Annotated in this window: 13 protein-coding genes and 1 pseudogene; 7 read left to right on the top strand and 7 right to left on the bottom strand. The window is 72.5% G+C overall.

The genetic code is table 11. The features are described from left to right. Window positions 1-68: 68 nt before the first annotated feature. From KLI87_RS17810 to KLI87_RS17790, 5 genes are all read left to right on the top strand, one after another. Window positions 69-1397 (top strand): hemolysin family protein, encoded by a 1329-nt coding sequence (locus KLI87_RS17810; protein ID WP_214617910.1) that lies wholly within the window; start codon window positions 69-71, stop codon window positions 1395-1397. After that, window positions 1394-2434 carry a CNNM domain-containing protein gene (locus KLI87_RS17805; RefSeq protein ID WP_214617909.1) on the top strand — a complete coding sequence of 347 codons (1041 nt, stop codon included), beginning with the start codon at window positions 1394-1396 and terminating at the stop codon, window positions 2432-2434. The genes KLI87_RS17810 and KLI87_RS17805 overlap by 4 nt, the downstream gene beginning before the upstream one ends. Window positions 2435-2495: 61 nt before the next feature. Continuing rightward, window positions 2496-2729 (top strand): helix-turn-helix domain-containing protein, encoded by a 234-nt coding sequence (locus KLI87_RS17800; RefSeq protein ID WP_156218355.1) that lies wholly within the window; start codon window positions 2496-2498, stop codon window positions 2727-2729. Between the two features lie 3 nt (window positions 2730-2732). Then, entirely contained in the window at window positions 2733-3287 is a 555-nt protein-coding gene (locus tag KLI87_RS17795; RefSeq protein ID WP_156218356.1) for a Clp protease N-terminal domain-containing protein, read from the top strand. A 20-nt stretch (window positions 3288-3307) separates the two neighbouring features. Further along, window positions 3308-4690, top strand: coding sequence for an FAD-binding oxidoreductase (locus KLI87_RS17790; RefSeq protein WP_214617908.1), 1383 nt, complete (start codon window positions 3308-3310; stop codon window positions 4688-4690). Between the two features lie 5 nt (window positions 4691-4695). Here KLI87_RS17790 and KLI87_RS17785 read toward each other — a convergent pair whose 3' ends face one another. The 6 genes from KLI87_RS17785 to gndA all read right to left on the bottom strand — a co-directional run bounded on the left by KLI87_RS17785 (window position 4696) and on the right by gndA (window position 15600). Beyond that, entirely contained in the window at window positions 4696-5262 is a 567-nt protein-coding gene (locus tag KLI87_RS17785) for a hypothetical protein (RefSeq protein ID WP_214617907.1), read from the bottom strand. 89 nt (window positions 5263-5351) lie between these two features. Then, window positions 5352-6194 carry an LLM class flavin-dependent oxidoreductase gene (locus tag KLI87_RS17780; protein ID WP_214617906.1) on the bottom strand — a complete coding sequence of 281 codons (843 nt, stop codon included), beginning with the start codon at window positions 6192-6194 and terminating at the stop codon, window positions 5352-5354. A gap of 69 nt (window positions 6195-6263) precedes the next feature. Beyond that, entirely contained in the window at window positions 6264-7061 is a 798-nt protein-coding gene (locus tag KLI87_RS17775; protein WP_214617905.1) for a carbon-nitrogen hydrolase family protein, read from the bottom strand. Window positions 7062-7081: 20 nt separating this feature from the next. Beyond that, window positions 7082-9586, bottom strand: coding sequence for an RNA helicase (locus tag KLI87_RS17770; protein WP_214617904.1), 2505 nt, complete (start codon window positions 9584-9586; stop codon window positions 7082-7084). 308 nt (window positions 9587-9894) lie between these two features. Next, window positions 9895-14049 carry a hypothetical protein gene (locus tag KLI87_RS17765; RefSeq protein WP_214617903.1) on the bottom strand — a complete coding sequence of 1385 codons (4155 nt, stop codon included), beginning with the start codon at window positions 14047-14049 and terminating at the stop codon, window positions 9895-9897. A gap of 126 nt (window positions 14050-14175) precedes the next feature. Then, window positions 14176-15600, bottom strand: coding sequence for an NADP-dependent phosphogluconate dehydrogenase (gene gndA, locus KLI87_RS17760; protein WP_214617902.1), 1425 nt, complete (start codon window positions 15598-15600; stop codon window positions 14176-14178). Between the two features lie 149 nt (window positions 15601-15749). On the opposite strand from gndA, the gene KLI87_RS17755 reads away from it, so the two are divergent. Together KLI87_RS17755 and KLI87_RS17750 are read left to right on the top strand one after the other, a co-directional pair. Then, window positions 15750-16499, top strand: a complete 750-nt coding sequence (locus tag KLI87_RS17755; protein WP_156218492.1) for an HAD family phosphatase — start codon at window positions 15750-15752, stop codon at window positions 16497-16499. 13 nt (window positions 16500-16512) lie between these two features. Beyond that, entirely contained in the window at window positions 16513-18885 is a 2373-nt protein-coding gene (locus KLI87_RS17750; protein ID WP_214617901.1) for a glycoside hydrolase family 65 protein, read from the top strand. A 192-nt stretch (window positions 18886-19077) separates the two neighbouring features. On the opposite strand, the pseudogene soxR reads toward KLI87_RS17750, so the two are convergent. After that, a pseudogene (gene soxR, locus KLI87_RS17745) lies at window positions 19078-19527 on the bottom strand (redox-sensitive transcriptional activator SoxR); the annotation flags it as partial. Window positions 19528-19548: the final 21 nt, after the last annotated feature.

The raw sequence follows: 19548 nt of genomic DNA, 5'->3' as shown, positions 1-19548 counted from the left end.
CGTTCCCGGCGGGGCGGACCGGGTAGAAAGATCGCTAACCGGATGCGGGCGAGCGGGGGGAGGCACGCGTGGGCGCCGTCCTCGGGCTGGTGGCCGTCCTCGTGCTGACGGTGGCGACCGGCTACTTCGTGGCGCAGGAGTTCGCGTTCGTCACCGCCGACCGGCCGCTGCTCGACCAGCGCGCCGCCGAGGGCGACCGCGCGGCGGCGCGGGCGGTGCGGGTGATGGAGCGGTTGTCGTTCATGCTGTCGGGCGCGCAGCTCGGGATCACGGTGACGGCCCTGGTGGTCGGGTTCATCGCCAAGCCTGCGCTCGCCGACCTGATCGGCCCGGCGCTGCGGGCGGCGGGCGTGCCGGCGGGCGCGTCGGGCGGCGTGGCGGTGGCGCTGGGGTTCGCGCTGGCCACGATCGTGCAGATGGTGCTGGGCGAGCTGTTCCCGAAGAACCTGGCGCTCGCGCGGGCGGAGCCGCTGGCGCGGGCGCTCGCCGCGTCCACGCTGGTCTACCTGGCGGTGGCGGCGCCGCTGATCCGGTTCTTCGACGCGTCGGCGAACCGGCTCGTCCGGGCCGCCGGGATCGAGCCGGTGGAGGAGCTGCACCACGGCGCGACGCTGGAGGAGCTCGGGCACATCATCGGCGAGTCGGGCGAGCAGCTCGGCGAGGGGCACGCCGACCTCCTCGAACGCGCGCTGGCCTTCTCCGACCGCGACGCCGAGGAGGTGATGGTGCCGCGCGTCGACGTGGTGACGGTGCCGGCGTCCGCGCGGGCGGCCGAGCTGACCGACGTCATCACGGCGGGCGGGCACTCGCGCTACCCGGTCCTCGGCGAGCGGGTGGACGACGTCGTCGGCGTCGTCGGCCTGGACGAGCTGGTCAGGCTGGACCCGGGCGAGGCGGAGAGCGTCCCGGTCGGCGCGATCGCGCGCCCGCCGCTGCTGGTGCCGTCCTCGCTGCCGCTGCCGGACGTGGTGTCGCGGCTGCGGGACGCGGCGGTGCCGCTGGCCTGCGTGGTCGACGAGTACGGCGGCTTCGCCGGGATCGTCACCTGGGAGGACGTCGCGGAGGAGCTGGTCGGGGAGATCGCCGACGAGCACGACGCCGAGGAGGACCTCGCGGTCCGGCGCGGCGAGTGGTGGACGACCGACGCGGGCCTGCGGGTCGACGAGGTCGCGCACGAGACCGGCGTCGCGCTGCCCGAGGGCGACTACGAGACCGTCGCGGGCCTGCTGCACCAGCGGCTCGGCCGGGTCGCCATGCCCGGCGACGTCGTCACCGTCGAGCTGGAGCCCGCCCGGCTGGACGAGCCGCCGCGCGCCGCCGTCGTGGAGGTGCTGACGATCCGCCGCCACGTCCCGGAACTGATCCGCATCCGCACCGTGGAGGAGGAGCGGGAGTGAACCTCGCGCTGGGCGCACCGGTCACGCTGGCACTGCTGGCCGGCAACGGGTTCTTCGTCGCCACCGAGTTCGCGCTGGTGGCGGCCAGACGCCCCCGGCTGGAGCGGGCCGCCGCGCGCGGCAGCCGGGCGGCGGGCGCGGCGGTCGCGGGCATCTCCGAGCTGTCGCTGACGCTCGCGGGCGCGCAGCTCGGCATCACGATGTGCTCGCTCGGCCTCGGCCTGGTGTCGGAGCCGGTGTTCGCGGGCACGCTGGCGCCGCTGTTCCACGCGGCCGGGCTGCCGTCCGGCGGCGCGCACGCGGTGGCGTTCGTGCTCGCGCTCGGCCTGGTGACGTTCCTGCACATGGTGGTCGGGGAGATGGCGCCGAAGTCGTGGGCGATCGCCGGCCCGGAGCGCTCGGCGACCATCCTCGGGCTGCCGTTCCGCGCGTTCACGGCGCTCGTGCGGCCGGTGCTGGCGGCGCTGAACGGGGCCACGAACCTGCTGCTGCGCGCGGTCGGCGTCGCCCCGGACGGGTCGCGGGAGGTCTCGCGCACCCCCGAGCAGCTCCGCCGCATCGCCGAGGAGTCGCGGCGGCTCGGGCTCATCGAGGAGGCCGACCTGTCGCTGCTCACCGCCGCGCTGGACGCCCCGCGCGCCCCGCTGGCCGAGCTGGTCATCCCGGTGGCGGAGATCGTGTCGGTGCCCGCCTCGGCGAGCCCGCAGGACGTGCTCGACACCGCCGTCCGCACCGGCTGCACGCGGATCATGGTGCGCGGCGACGCGTTCCCGGGCGAGGCGCCGGCGGGGCGGGGCGAGGCGCGGATGGTGCACGTCCGGGACGCCTACGTGGCGCGGGCCCGGGGCCGGGACACGACCGCCGGCGAACTGGCGCACCCGGTGCCCGCGCTGCCGGTCGGCACGCCGGTCGGCCGGGCGGTCGCGGTGCTGCGCGACCACCACAGCAGGCTCGGCGTGGCGACGGCGCCCGACGGCCGCGTCGTGGGCCTGATCAACCTGGACGACCTGCTCACCACCCTGCTCACCCCGGCCTGAACCCACGGCAGCCGTCAACATCGGTTGACATGGCCCCTGATGTCAACCTACATTGACAGCCATGAGCGATGGAGTGACGCTCGCCCGGGAGGCGGGCAGCAAGGACCCGGCGGTGGGGCTGCGGGCCGTCCGCGCGCTCCGCGAGCTGGCCGAACGCCTGGAGGCGCTCCAGGTCGCGAGCGCCCGCGAGCGCGGCTGGTCCTGGCAGGAGATCGCGGTGTGCCTCGGTGTCAGCAGGCAGGCCGTCCACAAGAAGCACGGCGGCGGTCGCCGCCTTCTCAAGAAGGAGCGGTAGGGGATGTTCGAGCGTTTCACCGAGGGTGCCCGGCGGGCGGTCGAGGGCGCGCAGGAGCAGGCGCGCGCGCTGGGCCACCACCATGTCGGCACCGAGCACCTGCTGCTGGCCCTGCGCGCCGGCGGCGACGCCACGGTGGCGCCGCTCGGGCGGCACGGCCCGGACGCCGCCGACCTGCGCGCCCGGATCGTCCGGGCGGCCGGGGAGCCGCTCGACCCCGAGGCGCTGCGGGCCATCGGCATCGACCTGGACGCCGTCCGGCAGGCCACCGAGGAGACCTTCGGCGCGGGGGCGCTGGACGTCCCGGCCGGGGCGGGCCGTCCGCGCGGCGTGCTCCGGGGGCACATCCCGTTCACCCCCGACGCGAAGAAGTCCCTCGAACTGAGCCTCCGGCAGGCGATCCGGCTCAAGCAGAAGCGCATCGCCGCCGGGCACCTCCTGCTCGGCCTCCTGCACGACGAGTCGTTCCGCTCGGCGCGGCTGCTGGTCGGCGCCGGGGTCGACCTCGGGGAACTCCGGGCCGACATCACAGGGCTGCTCACGTCCAAAGCCGCCTGATCTGTGGTTGTTTAAGGTCCATGGCCGATCTTGTGGTGTCGTTGAAGGACCGCATCCCCGCCGAACGGGTCGTGACCGACCCCGGCGTCACCGCCGCGTACGCGCGGGACGAGGCGCCCTGGGCGCCCTACGGAACGCCCGCCGCGCTCGTGCGCGCCCAGTCCGTGGAGGACGTGCGGGCCGTGGTCGAGCTCTGCGCCGAGCACGGCGTCCCCGTCGTCCCGCGCGGCGCGGGCACCGGCCTGTCGGGCGGCGCCAACGCCCTGGAGGGCTGCGTCCTGCTCTCGCTGGAGCGGATGAACGAGATCATCGAGATCGACCCGGTCGAGCGGCTGGCGGTCGTCCAGCCGGGCGTGGTGAACGACGACCTGCGCAAGGCGTGCGCGGAGCACGGCCTGTGGTACCCGCCGGACCCCTCCAGCTCGCCCTGGTCGACGATCGGCGGGAACGTCGCGACCAACGCGGGCGGGCTCTGCTGCGTCAAGTACGGTGTGACCCGCGACTACGTGCTGGCCGTGCAGGCGGTGGTCGGGCGCGGCGAGGTGGTCCGGCTCGGCCACCGCACCGCCAAGGGCGTCACCGGCTACGACCTGTGCGGCCTCATGGTCGGCTCGGAGGGCACGCTCGGCGTGGTCACCGAGGTGACCGTGCGGCTGCGGAGCGCCCGCGCGGCCGAGCGCACGATCGTCGGCTCGTTCCCCGACCTCCAGACCGCGGGCAAGGCGGTCGGCGCCGTCACCGCCGCCGGGATCGTCCCGAGCGCGCTGGAGCTGGTCGACCGGCACGTCCTGCGCGCGGTGGACGAGTGGCGCAACATGGGCCTGTCCGACGACGCGGAGGTGCTGCTGCTCGGCCGCACCGACCTGCCGGGCGAGGCGGGCGAGGCGGAGGCCGACGCGATGGTGCGGCTGTTCGAGGAGGCCGGGGCGAACTGGGCCGTCCGCTCCACCGACGAGGAGGAGGCCGACGCGCTGTTCGAGGCGCGGCGGCTCGCCTACCCGGCGATGGAGCGGCTCGGCCCCGTGCTGACCGACGACGTGTGCGTGCCCCGCGCGCTCCTCCCGGAGATGCTCACCCGCGTCGAGGCCGCCGCCGTGGAGAACGACGTCCACATCGCCAACGTCGCGCACGCCGGTGACGGCAACCTGCACCCGATGATCATCGTCCCGGCCGACGACGAGGCGGCCCGCGTCCGCGCCGTCCGCGCCTTCGACCAGATCATCGCGGGCGCGCTCGACCTCGGCGGCACCGTGACCGGGGAGCACGGCGTCGGGCTGCTCAAGCGGCGCGGCCTGCACGACGAGCTGGAACCGGCCGTCGTCGCCCTGCACCACGCGGTCAAGGCGGCGCTGGACCCGGCGGGGATCTTCAACCCGGGGAAGGTCTTCGGCGACCCGTCCTGACCGCCTCAGCGCCGCCCGCCGAGCCCGGTGAGCGCGGCGACGCAGGCCGCCCGGCGCGTCGCGTCCCGCGGGTACCGCCGCCGGCACTCCGCCGTGATCCACGCGGGTGTCGGCGGCGGCCCGTCGGGCGGGCGACGCGTGGAGCGCGGACGCGGCGCCGGGCGCGGCCGCGGCACCCGGGGAGCGGGGCGCGCGGACGCCCCGGCCGGGGCCTTCCGCTCGGCGCGCGGGACGCCGGACGTCCGGGGGCGGACCGGTGTGCCGTCCGGTTCCCGGGTCCGCGTCGTGGACGCGGCGGGCGGCGCGGGCGCGCCCTCCGGCGACGGGACCGAGGGCGGCGGCGCCGCCGGGGTCGTCGGGACGGCGTCCGGGGTGAGCCGGTGCGCCGGGGACGGGCGCAGCAGGCCGGAGGCGAGGATCAGCACGATCCCGGCCGCGAGCAGGACCCCGACCGCGACCGCCGGCAGGGACGAGCGGGACCGGAGCAGGCGACGGGACGGGGGTGCGGGCGCGGCGCGCGTGTACTCCGAGGGCGGACAGCGCGGCGGCGGGTTGTCGCGGGAATGGCGCACCCTCCGATGGTCACGCTGGGTGCGTGCTCAGGCACACAGAATCGCCATGACCGTTGCCACCTCGATACACACGGGCGCCCTTCACGCGTTCAGCGGCCGGCCAGCAGCTCCACGACGGGCGCGAACGCCTCCGCGAACGGCGCGGGCACCGTCACGTACGAGACGCCCAGCTCGTCCCGGCGGCGGCTGAGCGTGCCGGCCATCTCCCGCGGCGTGCCGGTCAGCATCGCGATGGACCCGGACGAGGCCAGGTCCGCCGCGTCCACGCCCATCCGGCCCCGCAGCCATCCGGGGATCTCGTCGCCGACGACGTGCACGCTCGTGCACAGCTCCAGCTCGTCGAACCGCTCCCCCGCCGCGTCGCGGACGACGCCGACCAGCTCGGCGAGGCCGTCCTCGCCGGTGAGCGGCGGGACGCCGAACGCGACCGTGCCCGCCCGGCGCGCGGCCAGCGCCAGCATCCGGGGCCGGGACGCGGCGACCAGCACGTGCGGGGTGCCGCCGGTCCCGCCGTACAGGCCCTCGGCCGGGTGCTCGACCGCGTCGAGCACCCGCTCGACCTGCGCGAGGCGCTCGGCGCCCGAGCCGTAGGGGACGCCCAGCACGGCCGCGTCGCCCTCGGCGCCGGGCCGCCCGGCGCCGATCCCGAGCTCGAAGCGGTCGCCGGTGACGAACGCCAGCGACGCCGCCTCCCACGCCACCGCGTTCGCCGGGCGGGTCGCGGTGTTGACCACGAAGGTGCCGACGCGCAGGGACGTCGTGACGGCCGCCGCCGCGGCCAGGGACGCGGCGGGCGCCGGGGTCGCGACGGTGTCGGCGGTCAGCAGCGTCGCGAAGCCGAGATCCTCGCCCCGCCGCGCCAGCGCCGCCCACTCCCGCCCGTCCCGGGCGCCCGCCCCCACCAATCCGAACCGGAAGAGTCGCTGTGTCATGACCCCATTCTGAGTGAGCACTCACTCATTCGTCAAGCCGCGCATCACGACCCGCGGCGTCCACCCGGGTCAGAGCGGGTTCACGGTGAAACGGCGCAGCTCCAGCGCCGGGTTCTTCTTCCGGACGGCCGCGACCCGCTCCGAGGAGACCTCCCCGGAGGTCACGCCGGGCCCCTCGCCCAGCGACGCCACGACCACGCCCATCGGATCGATGATCATGCTGTTGCCCGCGCCGGTCGGCGCGCACTGCCCGGCGGCGGCCACGTAGATCGTGTTCTCGATCGCGCGGGCCCGCGCCAGCGTGCGCCAGTGGTCCTCCTTGAGCGGGCCCGGCACCCACTGCGCGGGCAGCGCGAGGACGTCGGCGCCCGCGTCCACGATCCGGCGCGTCACCTCGGGGAAGCGGACGTCGTAGCAGGTCTGCATGCCGAACGTCACGCCGTCCACCGTGAAGGTCTCCGGGTCGCCGATCCCGCCGGGCCGGACCAGCGTCGACTCCTTGTACCCGAACGCGTCGTACAGGTGGATCTTGCGGTACACCGCCGCGACCTCCCCGTCCGGACCCGCGGCGACGAGCGCGTTGGCGATCCGGTCCGGGTCGTCGAGCCGCTCGTTCAGACCCGCGACGACGTAGGCGCCGTGATGGCGCGCCGCGTCCTTCAGCGCGCCGACGAACGGGCCGTCCAGCGGCTCGGCGGAGTCCAGGAACCGCTGGTCCATCCGCGACGCCGTGAACAGGGCGAACTCCGGCAGCACGACGACCCGCGCGCCGCCGCCGACCGCCTCGTCCACCAGCTTGCGGACGGTGGCCGTGTTCTCGGCCTTGTCCTCGCCGGGCGCGTACTGCCCCACCGCTACCTGCACCACCGCGTTCCCTCCCAACACCGTCACAGCCGGTTCACGGCCGTCACATGGATGACGGCCTCGCCTTCCTGGTCCGATCCCGCGAGGTCGACCTCGGCGGAGATCCCCCAGTCGTGGTCGCCCTCAGGATCGTCGAACACCTGCCGGACGCGCCACAGCGCGTCCTGCGGCACCTCCTCGATCTGGAGCAGCTTCGGCCCGCGCGCGTCGGGCCCGGTCAGCAGCTCCTCGTGCTCGGCGAAGTAGCCGTCCATCGCCTCCCGCCACCCGTCGGCGCCGAAGTCCGGGTCCAGCTCGGCCAGGTCGCCGTACCGCTCGATCGCGGCCAGCTCCACCCGCCGGAACAGCGCGTTGCGCACCAGCACCCGGAACGCCCGCGCGTTCGCGGTCACCTTCGTGACCCGCTCCTCGATCGGCTCGTCCACCTCCTCGGAGGGGTTGGCGAGCTGCTCCCACTCGTCCAGCAGGCTGGAGTCGACCTGCCGGACCAGCTCGCCCAGCCACTCGATCAGGTCGATCAGGTCATCGGTCTTGATCGACTCCGGGACCGTCTGCTGGAGCGCCTTGTAGGCCCCCGACAGGTACCGCAGGACGAGCCCCTCGCCCCGCGCCAGCTCGTAGAACCCGATGTACTCGGTGAACGTCATCGCCCGCTCGTACATGTCGCGGACCACCGACTTCGGACGCAGCGGATGGTCGCCCACCCACGGATGCCCCGCCCGGTAGATCTCGTACGCGGCGTCCAGCTCGTCCTCCAGCGGCTTCGGGTGGTCGACCTCCTGGAGCAGCTCCATCCGCTCCTCGTACTCGACGCCCTCGGCCTTCATCTCCGCGACGGCCTCGCCGCGCGCCTTGTTCACCTGCGCCGCGAGGATCTGGCGCGGGTCGTCCAGCGTCGCCTCGATCACCGACAGCACGTCCAGCGCGTACGAGGGCGACGCCGGGTCCAGGATCTCGAACGTCGCCAGCGCGAACGTCGACAGCGGCTGGTTGAGCGCGAAGTCCTCCTGGAGGTCCACGGTGATCCGCGCGTACCGTCCCGCGTCGTCGGGCTCGGGCAGCACCTCCACGACCCCGCCCGCCAGCAGCGACCGGTAGATCGCGATCGCCCGCGAGATGTGCCGCCGCCGCGCGGCGGGCTCCTCGTGGTTGTCGGTCAGCAGCCGCTTCATCGCCTGGAACGCGTTGCCCGGACGCGCGATCACCGACAGCAGCATCGCGTGGCTGACCTGGAACCGGGACCGGAGCATCTCCGGCTCGGCCTCCTGCAGCTTGCGGAAGGTGTCCTCGTCCCACCCGACGAACCCCTCCGGCGGCTTCTTGCGCTGGACCTTCCGCCGCTTCTTCGGGTCGTCCCCCGCCTTCGCGAGCGCCTTCTCGTTCTCCACCACGTGGTCGGGCGCCTGCGCCACCACGAACCCGACGGTGTCGAACCCGGCGCGCCCGGCCCGCCCCGCGATCTGGTGGAACTCCCGCGCCCGCAGCCGCCGCACCCGGTGCCCGTCGTACTTGCTCAGCGCGGTGAACACCACCGTCCTGATCGGGACGTTGACGCCGACGCCCAGCGTGTCCGTCCCGCAGATGACCTTCAGCAGCCCGGCCTGCGCCAGCCGCTCCACCAGCCGCCGGTACTTCGGCAGCATCCCCGCGTGGTGCACCCCGATCCCGTGCCGGACGAACCGCGACAGGTTCCGCCCGAACTTCGTCGTGAACCGGAAGTTCCCGATCAGCTCGGCGATCCGGGCCTTCTCCGCCTTCGTGCACACGTTGATGCTCATCAGCGCCTGCGCCCGCTCGATCGCCGCCGCCTGCGTGAAGTGCACCAGGTAGATCGGCGCCTTCTGCTCGGCCAGCAGCTCCTCGATCGTCTCGTGCAGCGGCGTCACCCGGTAGTCGTAGATCAGCGGCACCGGCCGCTCCGCCGAGGTCACCAGCGCCGTCGGGCGGCCCGTCCGGCGCGTCAGGTCCTTCTGGAAGAAGGCGACGTCCCCGAGCGTCGCCGACATCAGCAGGAACTGGGTCCTGGGCAGCTCCAGCAGGGGGATCTGCCAGGCCCAGCCCCTTTCGGGCTCGGCGTAGAAGTGGAACTCGTCCATCACCACCACGCCGATGTCGGCGTCGGCGCCGTCCCGCAGCGCCATGCTGGCGAGCACCTCCGCCGTGCAGCACACGATCGGCGCGTCCGCGTTCACGCTCGCGTCCCCGGTCATCATGCCGACGTTCTCGCGCCCGAACATCTCGCACAGGTCGAAGAACTTCTCCGACACCAGCGCCTTGATCGGCGCCGTGTAGAACCCCACCTGATCCTTGCCGAGCGCCGCGAACAGCGCCCCCGCCGCCACCAGGCTCTTCCCTGACCCGGTCGGCGTCGACAAGATCACGTTGGCGCCGGAGACGACCTCGATGAGCGCCTCCTCCTGCGCGGGATACAACGTGATCCCGCGCCCCGACACCCATCTCTCGAACGCCTCGAACAGCGAATCGGGATCGGCGTCGTTTCCGGTAGGCAGCTCATCGATAAGACTCACCCCTCCATCCTGCCCCTGTCGGGCTACTCCCCGCGTCACCCCCTCCCCCTCCACGCCAGCATCGCGGCCCAAAGCCCGACCCCGGCCGCCACCACATTGAGCACTCCCCCGGCCACCGGGGCCAACTCGACGATCGTCCCCACGTCCACCACTCCCGTCGCTCACTCGCAGACAGAAGCAGCCTGCGCCGCCGGGACCATCGCCGTCCGTGCGCCAGCGTGACACGGCGTCGACCATGGGGGGTCACGCCCTTGACCTGTGATTTTCTGGAGAAAGATGGCACGCGAGCGCACACCCGCCGCATGCGTTCAGCGCTTTCTGGGGAGCCTCCGCATCGCGTCGGCGATGCTCTCGTCGACGTCCGGGACGTCCATGCCCAACCACCGCAGCCGCTCCGCCGCGTCCCGCACGCTCATGCCGGTCTGCCACGAGACAGCGAGCAGGTGGAACAGAGTCACCTTCTCCCAAGAGCTGATCCACGTGATCATTCCGTGGCGGACGGTACGGAGGAGCGTGACATCCGATGGCTCCGGAAGATCGCCGGACGGCATGGTCATTCCCCAACCAGCCAGCCGGTCGGCAACATCGCGTATGGGAACGCCGAGTTCGGCGAAGACTCGAACGAGATGCATGCGGGCGACGGGCACCGTCGCATCGAGCCAGTCTGGACGACCTTCACAGTTTTCAGAGAGGAACCGCAAGGCGGCCTCGTCAACCACGTCAGGGAGATCTGCGGGAGCCACGTCCATGCCGTACGCCGAAAGCCGTTCCACCACCCTGTCGGGGGCGATTCCGGTCCTGCCGCTCACCACGACCACATGTGGGAGTAGAACACTCTCCGCCGCCCGCCACCAGGATGGAAGACTGTCGCCTTCGTATCCGAGCAGTTGAACGTCACCGGGTTCGATGCGGTCCGGCAAACGGTACGGAACCTCGATCCCATAGCGGGCCAGCCGCGAAGCGACGTCATGGATCGGCAGGTTCAACCTGAGGGCGGCGCGGAGGAGGTGGATCGCGCGAAGGGGGCCGCTAGCGTCGAACTCCCTCCTCTCCCTCCAGGGAAGGTCCCAGTCGAAGAGAAGTGCGTCCTCGGTGTCGGGGCGGTCAGGTAGAGAATATCGGTCCGCGACGAAACCAAACTCCGCCAGCCTGTGGCACACCTCGTCGACTGGAATTCGAAGTTCCCAAGCACACCGAACGAGATGCGACGCCGGAAGTGATCGGCCGGTGTGCTCAATCCAGCTCCCGGCGCCCTGCTTCCAAGAAAGAAGCCGCAGGTCGGTTTCCGAGACTCTGGCGGGAGTTGCCTGAGGTGCCGCCACCTGGAAGCCGTAGCCCTCCATTCGCTCCCGTATCTCAGGAAGGCCAACGCCGAATCGTCTGGCGATCGCTGCGACGTGCCCGATCGGTACCACGTCTGTCGTGCACCGCCATCCAGGCCCTCCAGTTTGGTTCAAGCTCAGCAGCGCGAGATCGAGGTGGCCGCCGCGCGGCTCCCGGGAGAAGCTTGCCGGATCCAGCTCATGAACACCCAGTTCTACGGCCCGTTCTGCCGCCTCATATGGCGACAATCCCAATATTTTTGCCGCCCAGAGGATATGCCCCGGACGCACGCTTAGATTATCCGCCTGCCAGTACCAAGATGATGCCGAAAGGTCGTCCTGACTTTTATAGCCAGTCGAGTTGATGGCGAACAGGAGTGTGTCTGAAGGGCGGCCTTCAAGGACGTCCTCAGTCCACTCCACGCCCAATCTGGCGACTTCGGAGTCGGACCCATTGACAATCAGGCGCCACAACAGCACATGATCCGCGACTTCTGGCCCGAAATTCCAGCACCAGAGATCGGATGAGTCGACCTTCCCCCCATGCAGGCTCCGGTCGGCGGCGCTGACGAGATGGGAGTCCTGGAGGAAGCAGCCGACGCGGTGAACGTCCATTGGTGCCCCATCCGCCGTGAGTTGACGGCGCAGCCGGGCGGCCGCCTCGGCGATGAGATCGGCGAGTCTCGGGCTGGCCTCCGTTACGGTGGCCACCCAGCGGACGTTCAGCAATGAGCCGCCCGCCGCCATCAGCTCGTCTAGCGCGGCGGCGAGAAGGCTTTCGGCCGGCTCCGAGACGTCCGAGAGAACCTGTCGACGATCGACGGATAGTTGCCCGGGTGCGTTCTCGCCGGTCAGGTTGACTATGGCACCGTGCAGATTTCCGCCCGCGCATCCTGCGAAGACCCCATGGCGGACGGCGGGCCGCACGTAGAGGCCGTCCACCAGAAGACCGCCGCCGTTCTCGCACCAGATCACTTGACCGTCCCGACCGTCGCTCCAAGGCACGAGGTCGCCATGGACGTTGAGTCCCTCGGTCTCCCACGAGGGACGGACACGCTGTTTCAGCACGCCAGGCTGCCAATGCTCAACCTGGTCTCCATGTGCGGCGTGGGTGTCGAACTCAGCGATGCCGAGCAACCGCCGCAGTTCCTCAACGCAGGACGGTGCCTCCTCCCCCGCACGGAGGAAGAGGCGCACCGAAGTGCCCGCGGGCCGGTCGTCCGGGAGGTGCTCGATGCGGAACAGATGGCCCGGTCCGAAGATCGAGACCTTCAGCGTCGGGTGCGGGCGGTGGCCTCGGTCCAGGGGCCGGGTGATGACCTCGATCTCGTCGGCGATCATGAAGTAGCTCAGGACGCCGATGCCGAAGCGGCTGTTGGCGTGGAACGGGATGGGCGGATCGGAGCTCTTCCAGTCGGCGGACTCGACCAGGAACTCGGTGGTGTCGGTGAAGCGGGTTCCCGCCTGGGCGAAGACGTCGGTGAGGACCGCCTCCGTCATGCCGATGCCGTTGTCGAGGCATTCGAGGTAGGCGCGGCCGTTCTCGTCCACGCCCTGGGTGAAGCGGATGCGGCCTTCCCAGTCGTCGGCCCAGTCGCCCTGCCTGCGGTAGGCGAGACGGGCGCGGCGGTAGCGGCAGGCGTCGAGGGCGTTCTGGTACAGCTCGCGGATGGCCAGGCCGCGGTCCTGGTAGAGCTGCTCCCCCATCAGCAGGTCCTGGACGCGGCGCTCGTCGAGCCGGAACCGGCTGACCCGCTGGAAGAGCAGCCGACCGTCGTCGTCGGTGTCGGGACGGACGTCATCCGCCGACGCGCGGGACGGCAGGCGCGTGAGCGCCTGCATGGTGTGGTGGTCCCCGCACCCCTGCCGGATCGCGTAGAGCAAGGCGTCCACCTGGCCCGCGTACTGGCGGAGGCCCTCAAGCTCGGCCGGGTGATGGCAGTCGGCGCGCAGGACGAGGCAGTCCGATTGCAGCACCCATTTCGCGCGGCTCCCCACGGTCTCGCGCAGCTCTGCCAGATCGACCGGGTGCGGGATGCCGAGGTGCCGTGCGACGATCTCAGGGAGCCGGACGAGGTCGATCGTCAGTGCGTAGGCGACCGAGAGCACCTGCCCGATCAGCAGTTCCCGGACGCGCTGCTCGTGCGGCTCGCCCGCGAACAGCACGGTCTCGAACTGCGGCGCGTTCTTGCGGTCGGTGTCGCCCAGCTCGGACAGGTCGAGCCGCAGCGCGGCCAGAAAGCGCTGGACGGTCTTCGCCGCCAGCACCTCGTCCCGCATGCGGGGGTCGCGCGCGTCCACGGCCGAGAGCAGGTCGCGGACGGTGCTCAGCCGGTAGGACTGCGGAAACCGCACCACCCAGCGGCGGAACAGCCACCAGCCGATCTCGGACGCGGCGGAGTCACGGTCGGGCAGGCGCCGGGCCGTCGCCCGGTCGACCAGTTCACGCCGGCCGCCCAGAAACGTCTCGTACTCGCGGCGCGGCCCGTCACCGCGACCGCTGCCGAGGTCGAGAGGGTCGATCTCGCGAAGCGCGGCGAGCGTGCGGGCCATGTGGGTGTGGTGCAGCAAGGGGACGAGCGTTAACAGCGCCGCCTCGGCCGGGGACAGGTCGCAGGTGGCCTCGGCGAGGGTCGTCCTCAGCAGCCAGTCGGTCCACCTGGTGAAGCGGGCGGCGAGTTCGGTGTCGAGCCAGGGATCGTCGCGCGAACCCGCCTCGGCCTCGGACGAGAGGGCCCCGAGCCGTTCGGCGATCGCGGTCGCCGCCTCCTGGAAGGCCGAGGCGTCGCGCCGCGCGTCGACCAGCGTCCACGCGATGTGTCCCTCCGCCAGGGCGGCCCACGGATGGGAAACGGCGGCGGCCGTGGCCTCCTCGTACAGCCGGACGGCAGCGCGGACATCGGCGTCATCGCCGTCCAGCACCCTGACCAGGGCTTCGACCTGCCGGGCGTCCACCGGGAGCCGCAGCCCGCGCAGCCAGTCGTTGACGTAGGACGCCGATTCGAGGTGCATCTCGGCGGCGATGGCGCGGCGGCTCTTCAGCCCGTTCGCCTGATGGATCCGGTCGAGGAGTTCCAGGAGATGTCGGTGCGGGCCGTCACCGGGCCAGTTCGCCTGGTCGATTCGCTGCCCCCGCCCCATGCCGCCTCCCGTCGCCCGCCCCGGGAACCTCTCTACACGTCCCGAAGACGGCGGACCACCCGAATCCGCCAACAGGCCGGAGCAGGCGGGCGGGCGCCCCCGGGACGTGCCAGGGGCGCCCGGACGTCAGGCGTCCACTTCGGTGCGGTCGCCGCCCCAGAGGGTGTGGAAGGTGCCTTCGCGGTCGGTGCGGCGGTAGGTGTGGGCGCCGAAGTAGTCGCGTTGGCCCTGGGTGAGGGCGGCGGGCAGGCGGTCGGCGCGGAGCGAGTCGTAGTAGGCCAGGGCCGTGGAGAGGCCGGGGGCCGGGACGCCGATGCGGGCGGCGGTGGCGACGACCTCGCGCCAGGCGTCCTGGGCGTCGCCGACGGCCTCGGCGAAGTGGGCGTCGGTGAGCAGGGTCGGGGTGTGCGGGTCGGCCGCGTAGGCGGCGCGGATGCGGTCGAGGAAGCCGGCGCGGATGATGCAGCCGCCGCGCCAGATCGCGGCCATGGACCCGGCGTCGATGTTCCAGCCGTACTCGGCGCTGCCCGCCTGGATCTCGTGGAAGCCCTGCGCGTACGCGACGATCTTGGAGGCGTACAGGGCCTTCTCGACGGCGTCGGCGAAGGAGGAGCCGGCGACCTTCGCGCGGGACGGGCCGGGCAGGTGGCGGGACGCCTCGCGCAGGTCGGCGTGGCCGGAGACCGAGCGGGCGAAGACGGCCTCGGCGATGCCGCCGACGGGGACGCCGAGGTCGAGGGCGGTCTGGACCGTCCAGCGGCCGGTGCCCTTCTGCTCGGCCTGGTCGAGGACGACGTCGACGAACGGCTTGCCGGTGGCGGCGTCGGTGTGCGCGAGGACCTCGGCGGTAATCTCGATGAGGTAGGACTCCAGGCGCCCGGTGTTCCAGGTGCGGAAGACCTCGGCGATCTCGGCCGGGGCGAGGCCGGCGGCGTGCCGCAGGAGGTCGTAGGACTCGGCGATCAGCTGCATGTCGGAGTACTCGATGCCGTTGTGCACCATCTTGACGAAGTGCCCGGCGCCGTCCGGGCCGACGTGGGCGCAGCAGGGGTCGCCGTCGACCTTGGCGGAGATGTCCTCCAGGAGCGGGCCGAGCGCCTCGTAGGACTCGGCGGAGCCGCCCGGCATGATGCTGGGGCCGTGCAGGGCGCCCTCCTCGCCGCCGGAGATCCCGGCGCCGACGAAGTGGAGGCCGCGTTCGCGCAGGGCGGCCTCGCGGCGGCGGGTGTCGGCGAAGTGCGCGTTGCCGCCGTCGACGATCATGTCGCCGGGCTCCAGCAGCGGCGCGAACTCCTCGATGACGGCGTCGGTGGGCGCGCCCGCCTTGACCATCACGACGAGGCGGCGGGGCCGCTCCAGGGAGGCCACGAACTCCTCGGGCGTGTCGGCGGGCAGGAACGTTCCCTCGTCGCCGAACTGCTCGACCAGCGCCTTCGTGCGGGCGGAGGTCCGGTTGTGGACGGCGACGGGATGGCCGTGCCGGGCGAGGTTGCGGGCCAGGTTGCGGCCCATCACCGCCAGTCCGGTGACGCCGATGCGGGCCTTCTCCATTGGTTCTCTCCTCCTGGTGTGCGAACCTGGCCGAGGGGTCTTGCGTAGATCATGAACGTCCCGCGAGGTCACAGGCTTCCCATGCGTGAGGGTGTGCCCGCGTGGGAAGGGGCGACCCGTCCGATACATACATTCTCCAGGGGGTGCGGATGCTGGGACTGCCCGACGGGGCTCAGGCGTGTCTGTTCGATCTCGACGGGGTGCTGACCCGGACGGCGGCGGTGCACGCCGCCGCGTGGAAGGAGATGTTCGACGGCTTCCTGCGCGAGCACGCGGAGCGGACGGGCGGGACGTTCGTCCCGTTCGATCCGGTCAAGGACTACGGCGCGTACGTGGACGGCAAGAAGCGCGAGGACGGGACCCGCTCGTTCCTGACCTCACGCGGCATCACGCTGCCGGAGGGCTCGCCGGACGACCCGCCGGAGCGGGAGAGCGTCCGGGGGCTGGGGAACCGCAAGAACGCCCTCGTCCTTCAGATCATCAAGGAGCGGGGCGTGGAGGTGTTCGACGGGTCGGTCGGCTATGTCCGCGCGGCGCGGGAGGCGGGGCTGCGGACGGCGGTGGTGTCCTCCAGCGCCAACACCGCGCAGGTGCTGGAGACCGTCGGGATCACCGACCTGTTCGACGCGCGGGTCGACGGCGTCACCGCGGCCGAGCGGAACCTGCCCGGCAAGCCCGCGCCGGACATGTTCCTGGAGGGCGCCCGGGAGGTGGGGGTCCCCGCGGAGCGGGCGGTGGTGTTCGAGGACGCGCTGGCCGGTGTCGAGGCGGGCCGCGCGGGCGGGTTCGCCTACGTGGTGGGCGTCAACCGGGTGGACCCGGGCCACGCGGCGGACCTCAGGGAGCACGGCGCGGACGTGGTCGTCGACGACCTGTCCGAACTGCTGGAAGGCGAGTGAACGGGGTGGGCGAGTGAACGAGAGCGAGGCCCAGGGCGCCGCGGATCGTCCGGTGTACCTGGTGGAGCCGTGGTGCGTGCGGGAGCCGGAGCTGCGCCTGGACCGGCTGGCGCAGAGCGAGTCGGTGTTCGCGCTGTCCAACGGGCACCTCGGCATCCGCGGCAACCTGGACGAGGGCGAGCCGCACGGCCTGCCGGGCACGTATCTGAACTCCTTCTACGAGCAGCGGCCGCTGCCGCAGGCCGAGGCCGCCTACGGCTACCCCGAGTCCGGCCAGACGGTGATCAACGTCACCAACGGCAAGGTGATCCGGCTGCTGGTGGACGACGAGCCGTTCGACGTGCGCTACGGCCGCGTCCACCACCACGAGCGGGTGCTGGACCTGCGGGCGGGCACGCTCACCCGGCACGTGGAGTGGACGTCCCCGGCCGACCGGCGCGTCAAGATCACCTCGACCCGGATGGTGTCGCTGACGCAGCGGGCGGTCGCGGCGATCTGCTACGACGTCGAGCCGGTGGACGCGGCGGTCCGCGTCGTCGCGCAGTCGGAGCTGGTCGCCAACGAGGCGCTGCCGGGCGGCGGGCGCGACCCGCGCGCCTCGGCGATCCTGGAGAGCCCGCTGGTCAGCGAGGAGCACGTCGCGAACGGCACGAAGGTGCTGCTGCTGCACCGCACCCGCAAGAGCGGGCTGCGGATGGCGGCGGGGATGTCCCACCACATCGAGGGCCCCGAGTCGATGGCGGTGGACACCGAGAGCTCCCCGGACGTGGGGCGGCTGACGGTCGCGACGCGGCTGGAGCCGGGGCAGCGGCTGCGGATCGTCAAGTACCTGGCCTACGGATGGTCGAGCCAGCGGTCGCGTCCGGCGCTGCACGACCAGGTGGTCGGGGCGCTGGCGGGCGCCCGGCAGACGGGGTGGGACGGGCTGCTGGCCGAGCAGCGCGAGTACCTCGACGAGTTCTGGTGCGGCGCGGACGTCGAGGTGGACGGGGACGCCGAGATCCAGCAGGCGGTCCGGTTCAGCCTGTTCCACGTGTTGCAGGCCGGGGCCCGCGCGGAGCGCCGCATGATCCCGGCCAAGGGGCTGACCGGCCCCGGCTACGACGGCCATACGTTCTGGGACACCGAGACGTTCGTGCTGCCCGTCCTGACCTACACCTCCCCGGGCGCGGCGGCCGACGCGCTGGGCTGGCGGCACATGACGCTGCCGCTGGCGGTCGAGCGCGCGGCCCAGCTCGGCCTGGACGGCGCGGCGTTCCCGTGGCGGACGATCCGCGGCCACGAGTGCTCGGGGTACTGGCCCGCCGGGACGGCCGCGTTCCACATCAACGCCGACATCTCCGACGCCGTCGTCCGGTATGTGGACGCGACGTGCGACGAGCGGTTCGAGCGGGAGGTCGGGGTGGAGGTGGTGGTGGCGACCGCCCGGCTGTGGCGGAGCCTCGGCCACCACGACGTGGGCGGGGTGTTCCGCATCGACGGCGTCACCGGGCCCGACGAGTACAGCGCGGTGGTGGACAACAACGTCTACACCAACCTGATGGCCCGCCGGAACCTGGAGGCGGCGGCCGACATGGCGATGCGCCATCCCGACCTCGCCGACCGGCTGGGCGTGACGAACGAGGAGGCGGCGTCCTGGCGGGACGCGGCGGCGGCGATGCTGATCCCCTACGACGACCGGCTGGGCGTCCACCCGCAGAACGAGAACTTCACCAACCACGCCCGCTGGGACTTCGGGGGGACCAAGCCCGAGCTGTATCCGCTGCTGCTGAACTTCCCCTACTTCGACCTGTACCGCAAGCAGGTCGTCAAGCAGGCCGACCTGGTCCTCGCGCTGCACCTGTGCGGGGAGGCGTTCACCGAGGAGCAGAAGGTCCGCGACTTCGAGTACTACGAGGGGCTGACCGTCCGCGACTCCTCGCTGTCGGCGCAGACCCAGGCGGTGGTCGCGGCCGAGGTCGGGCAGCTCGACCTCGCGCACGACTACCTCGGCGAGACGGCGCTGCTGGACCTGCACGACCTCAACCACAACACCCGCGACGGGCTGCACATCGCGTCGATGGCGGGCGCGTGGAACGGGCTCGTCGCCGGGTTCGGCGGGATGCGGGCGGGCGGCGGGCGGCTGCGGTTCGCGCCGCGGCTGCCCGGCGGCATCAGCCGGCTCGCGTTCCGGATGCGCTACCGCGACAACCGGCTGCGGGTCAACGTGACCGCCGAGGCCGCCACCTACCAGCTGCTGGAGGGGCCCGGCCTGAAGCTGTGGCACCACGGCGAGGAGTTCACGCTGGCCGACGAGCCGATCGAGCTGCCGATCAAGCCGGTCACCGCCCGCCCGACCCCCGGCCAGCCCTCCGGCCGCGAGCCCTCCTCCCGGCGCACGCTGTGACCCCGTCCCCGGCCCGGGGCGGGTGCCCCGGGCCGGGAAGGGGGCTCAGCCGCCCTCGGGGGCGCAGGTGAGGCAGTCCTCCGGCATGCCGTCGGGGGCCTCGGCCACCACCGGGCGGCACGTCCCGTGGCCGGTGTCCTGCGCCGGACGCGGCGACCGGCCGTCGTCGCCGTGGGTGCGGTCGCCGTCCTCGACGAGGAGCCGGCGCGGCCCGGGGCCCTCGTCGCCGAGCCGGTCGTAGGGGTTGGCGAGGGCGCACTTGTTGATCGACAGGCAGCCGCAGCCGATGCACTCGGTGAGGTCGTCGCGGAGGCGTTCGAGCTGGGAGATGCGGGCGTCCAGGTCGCTGCGCCAGGTCTCCGACAGGCGCGCCCAGTCCGCCACGGTGGGGGTGCGCTCCTCGGGGAGGGTCGCGAGGGCCGCCTTGATGTCGCTGAGCGGGATCCCGACCCGCTGCGAGACCTTGATGAACGACACCCGGCGCAGCGTGTCACGGGCGAAGCGGCGCTGGTTGCCGGCCGTGCGGCGGCTGCTGATCAGGCCCTTGGACTCGTAGAAGTGCAGCGCCGAGACGGCGACGCCGCTGCGCTCGGCGAGCTGCCCGACGGTCAGCTCGTGCACGCGGAACTCAAGCCGTGTCATGACCGCATCCTATGCGGCCTC

The sequence above is a fragment of the Actinomadura sp. NEAU-AAG7 genome, from assembly GCF_018603865.1.
In the GTDB taxonomy this organism is placed as follows: Bacteria; Actinomycetota; Actinomycetes; order Streptosporangiales; family Streptosporangiaceae; genus Spirillospora; species Spirillospora litoris.
This window is presented reverse-complemented; position numbering and strand designations above follow the sequence as displayed.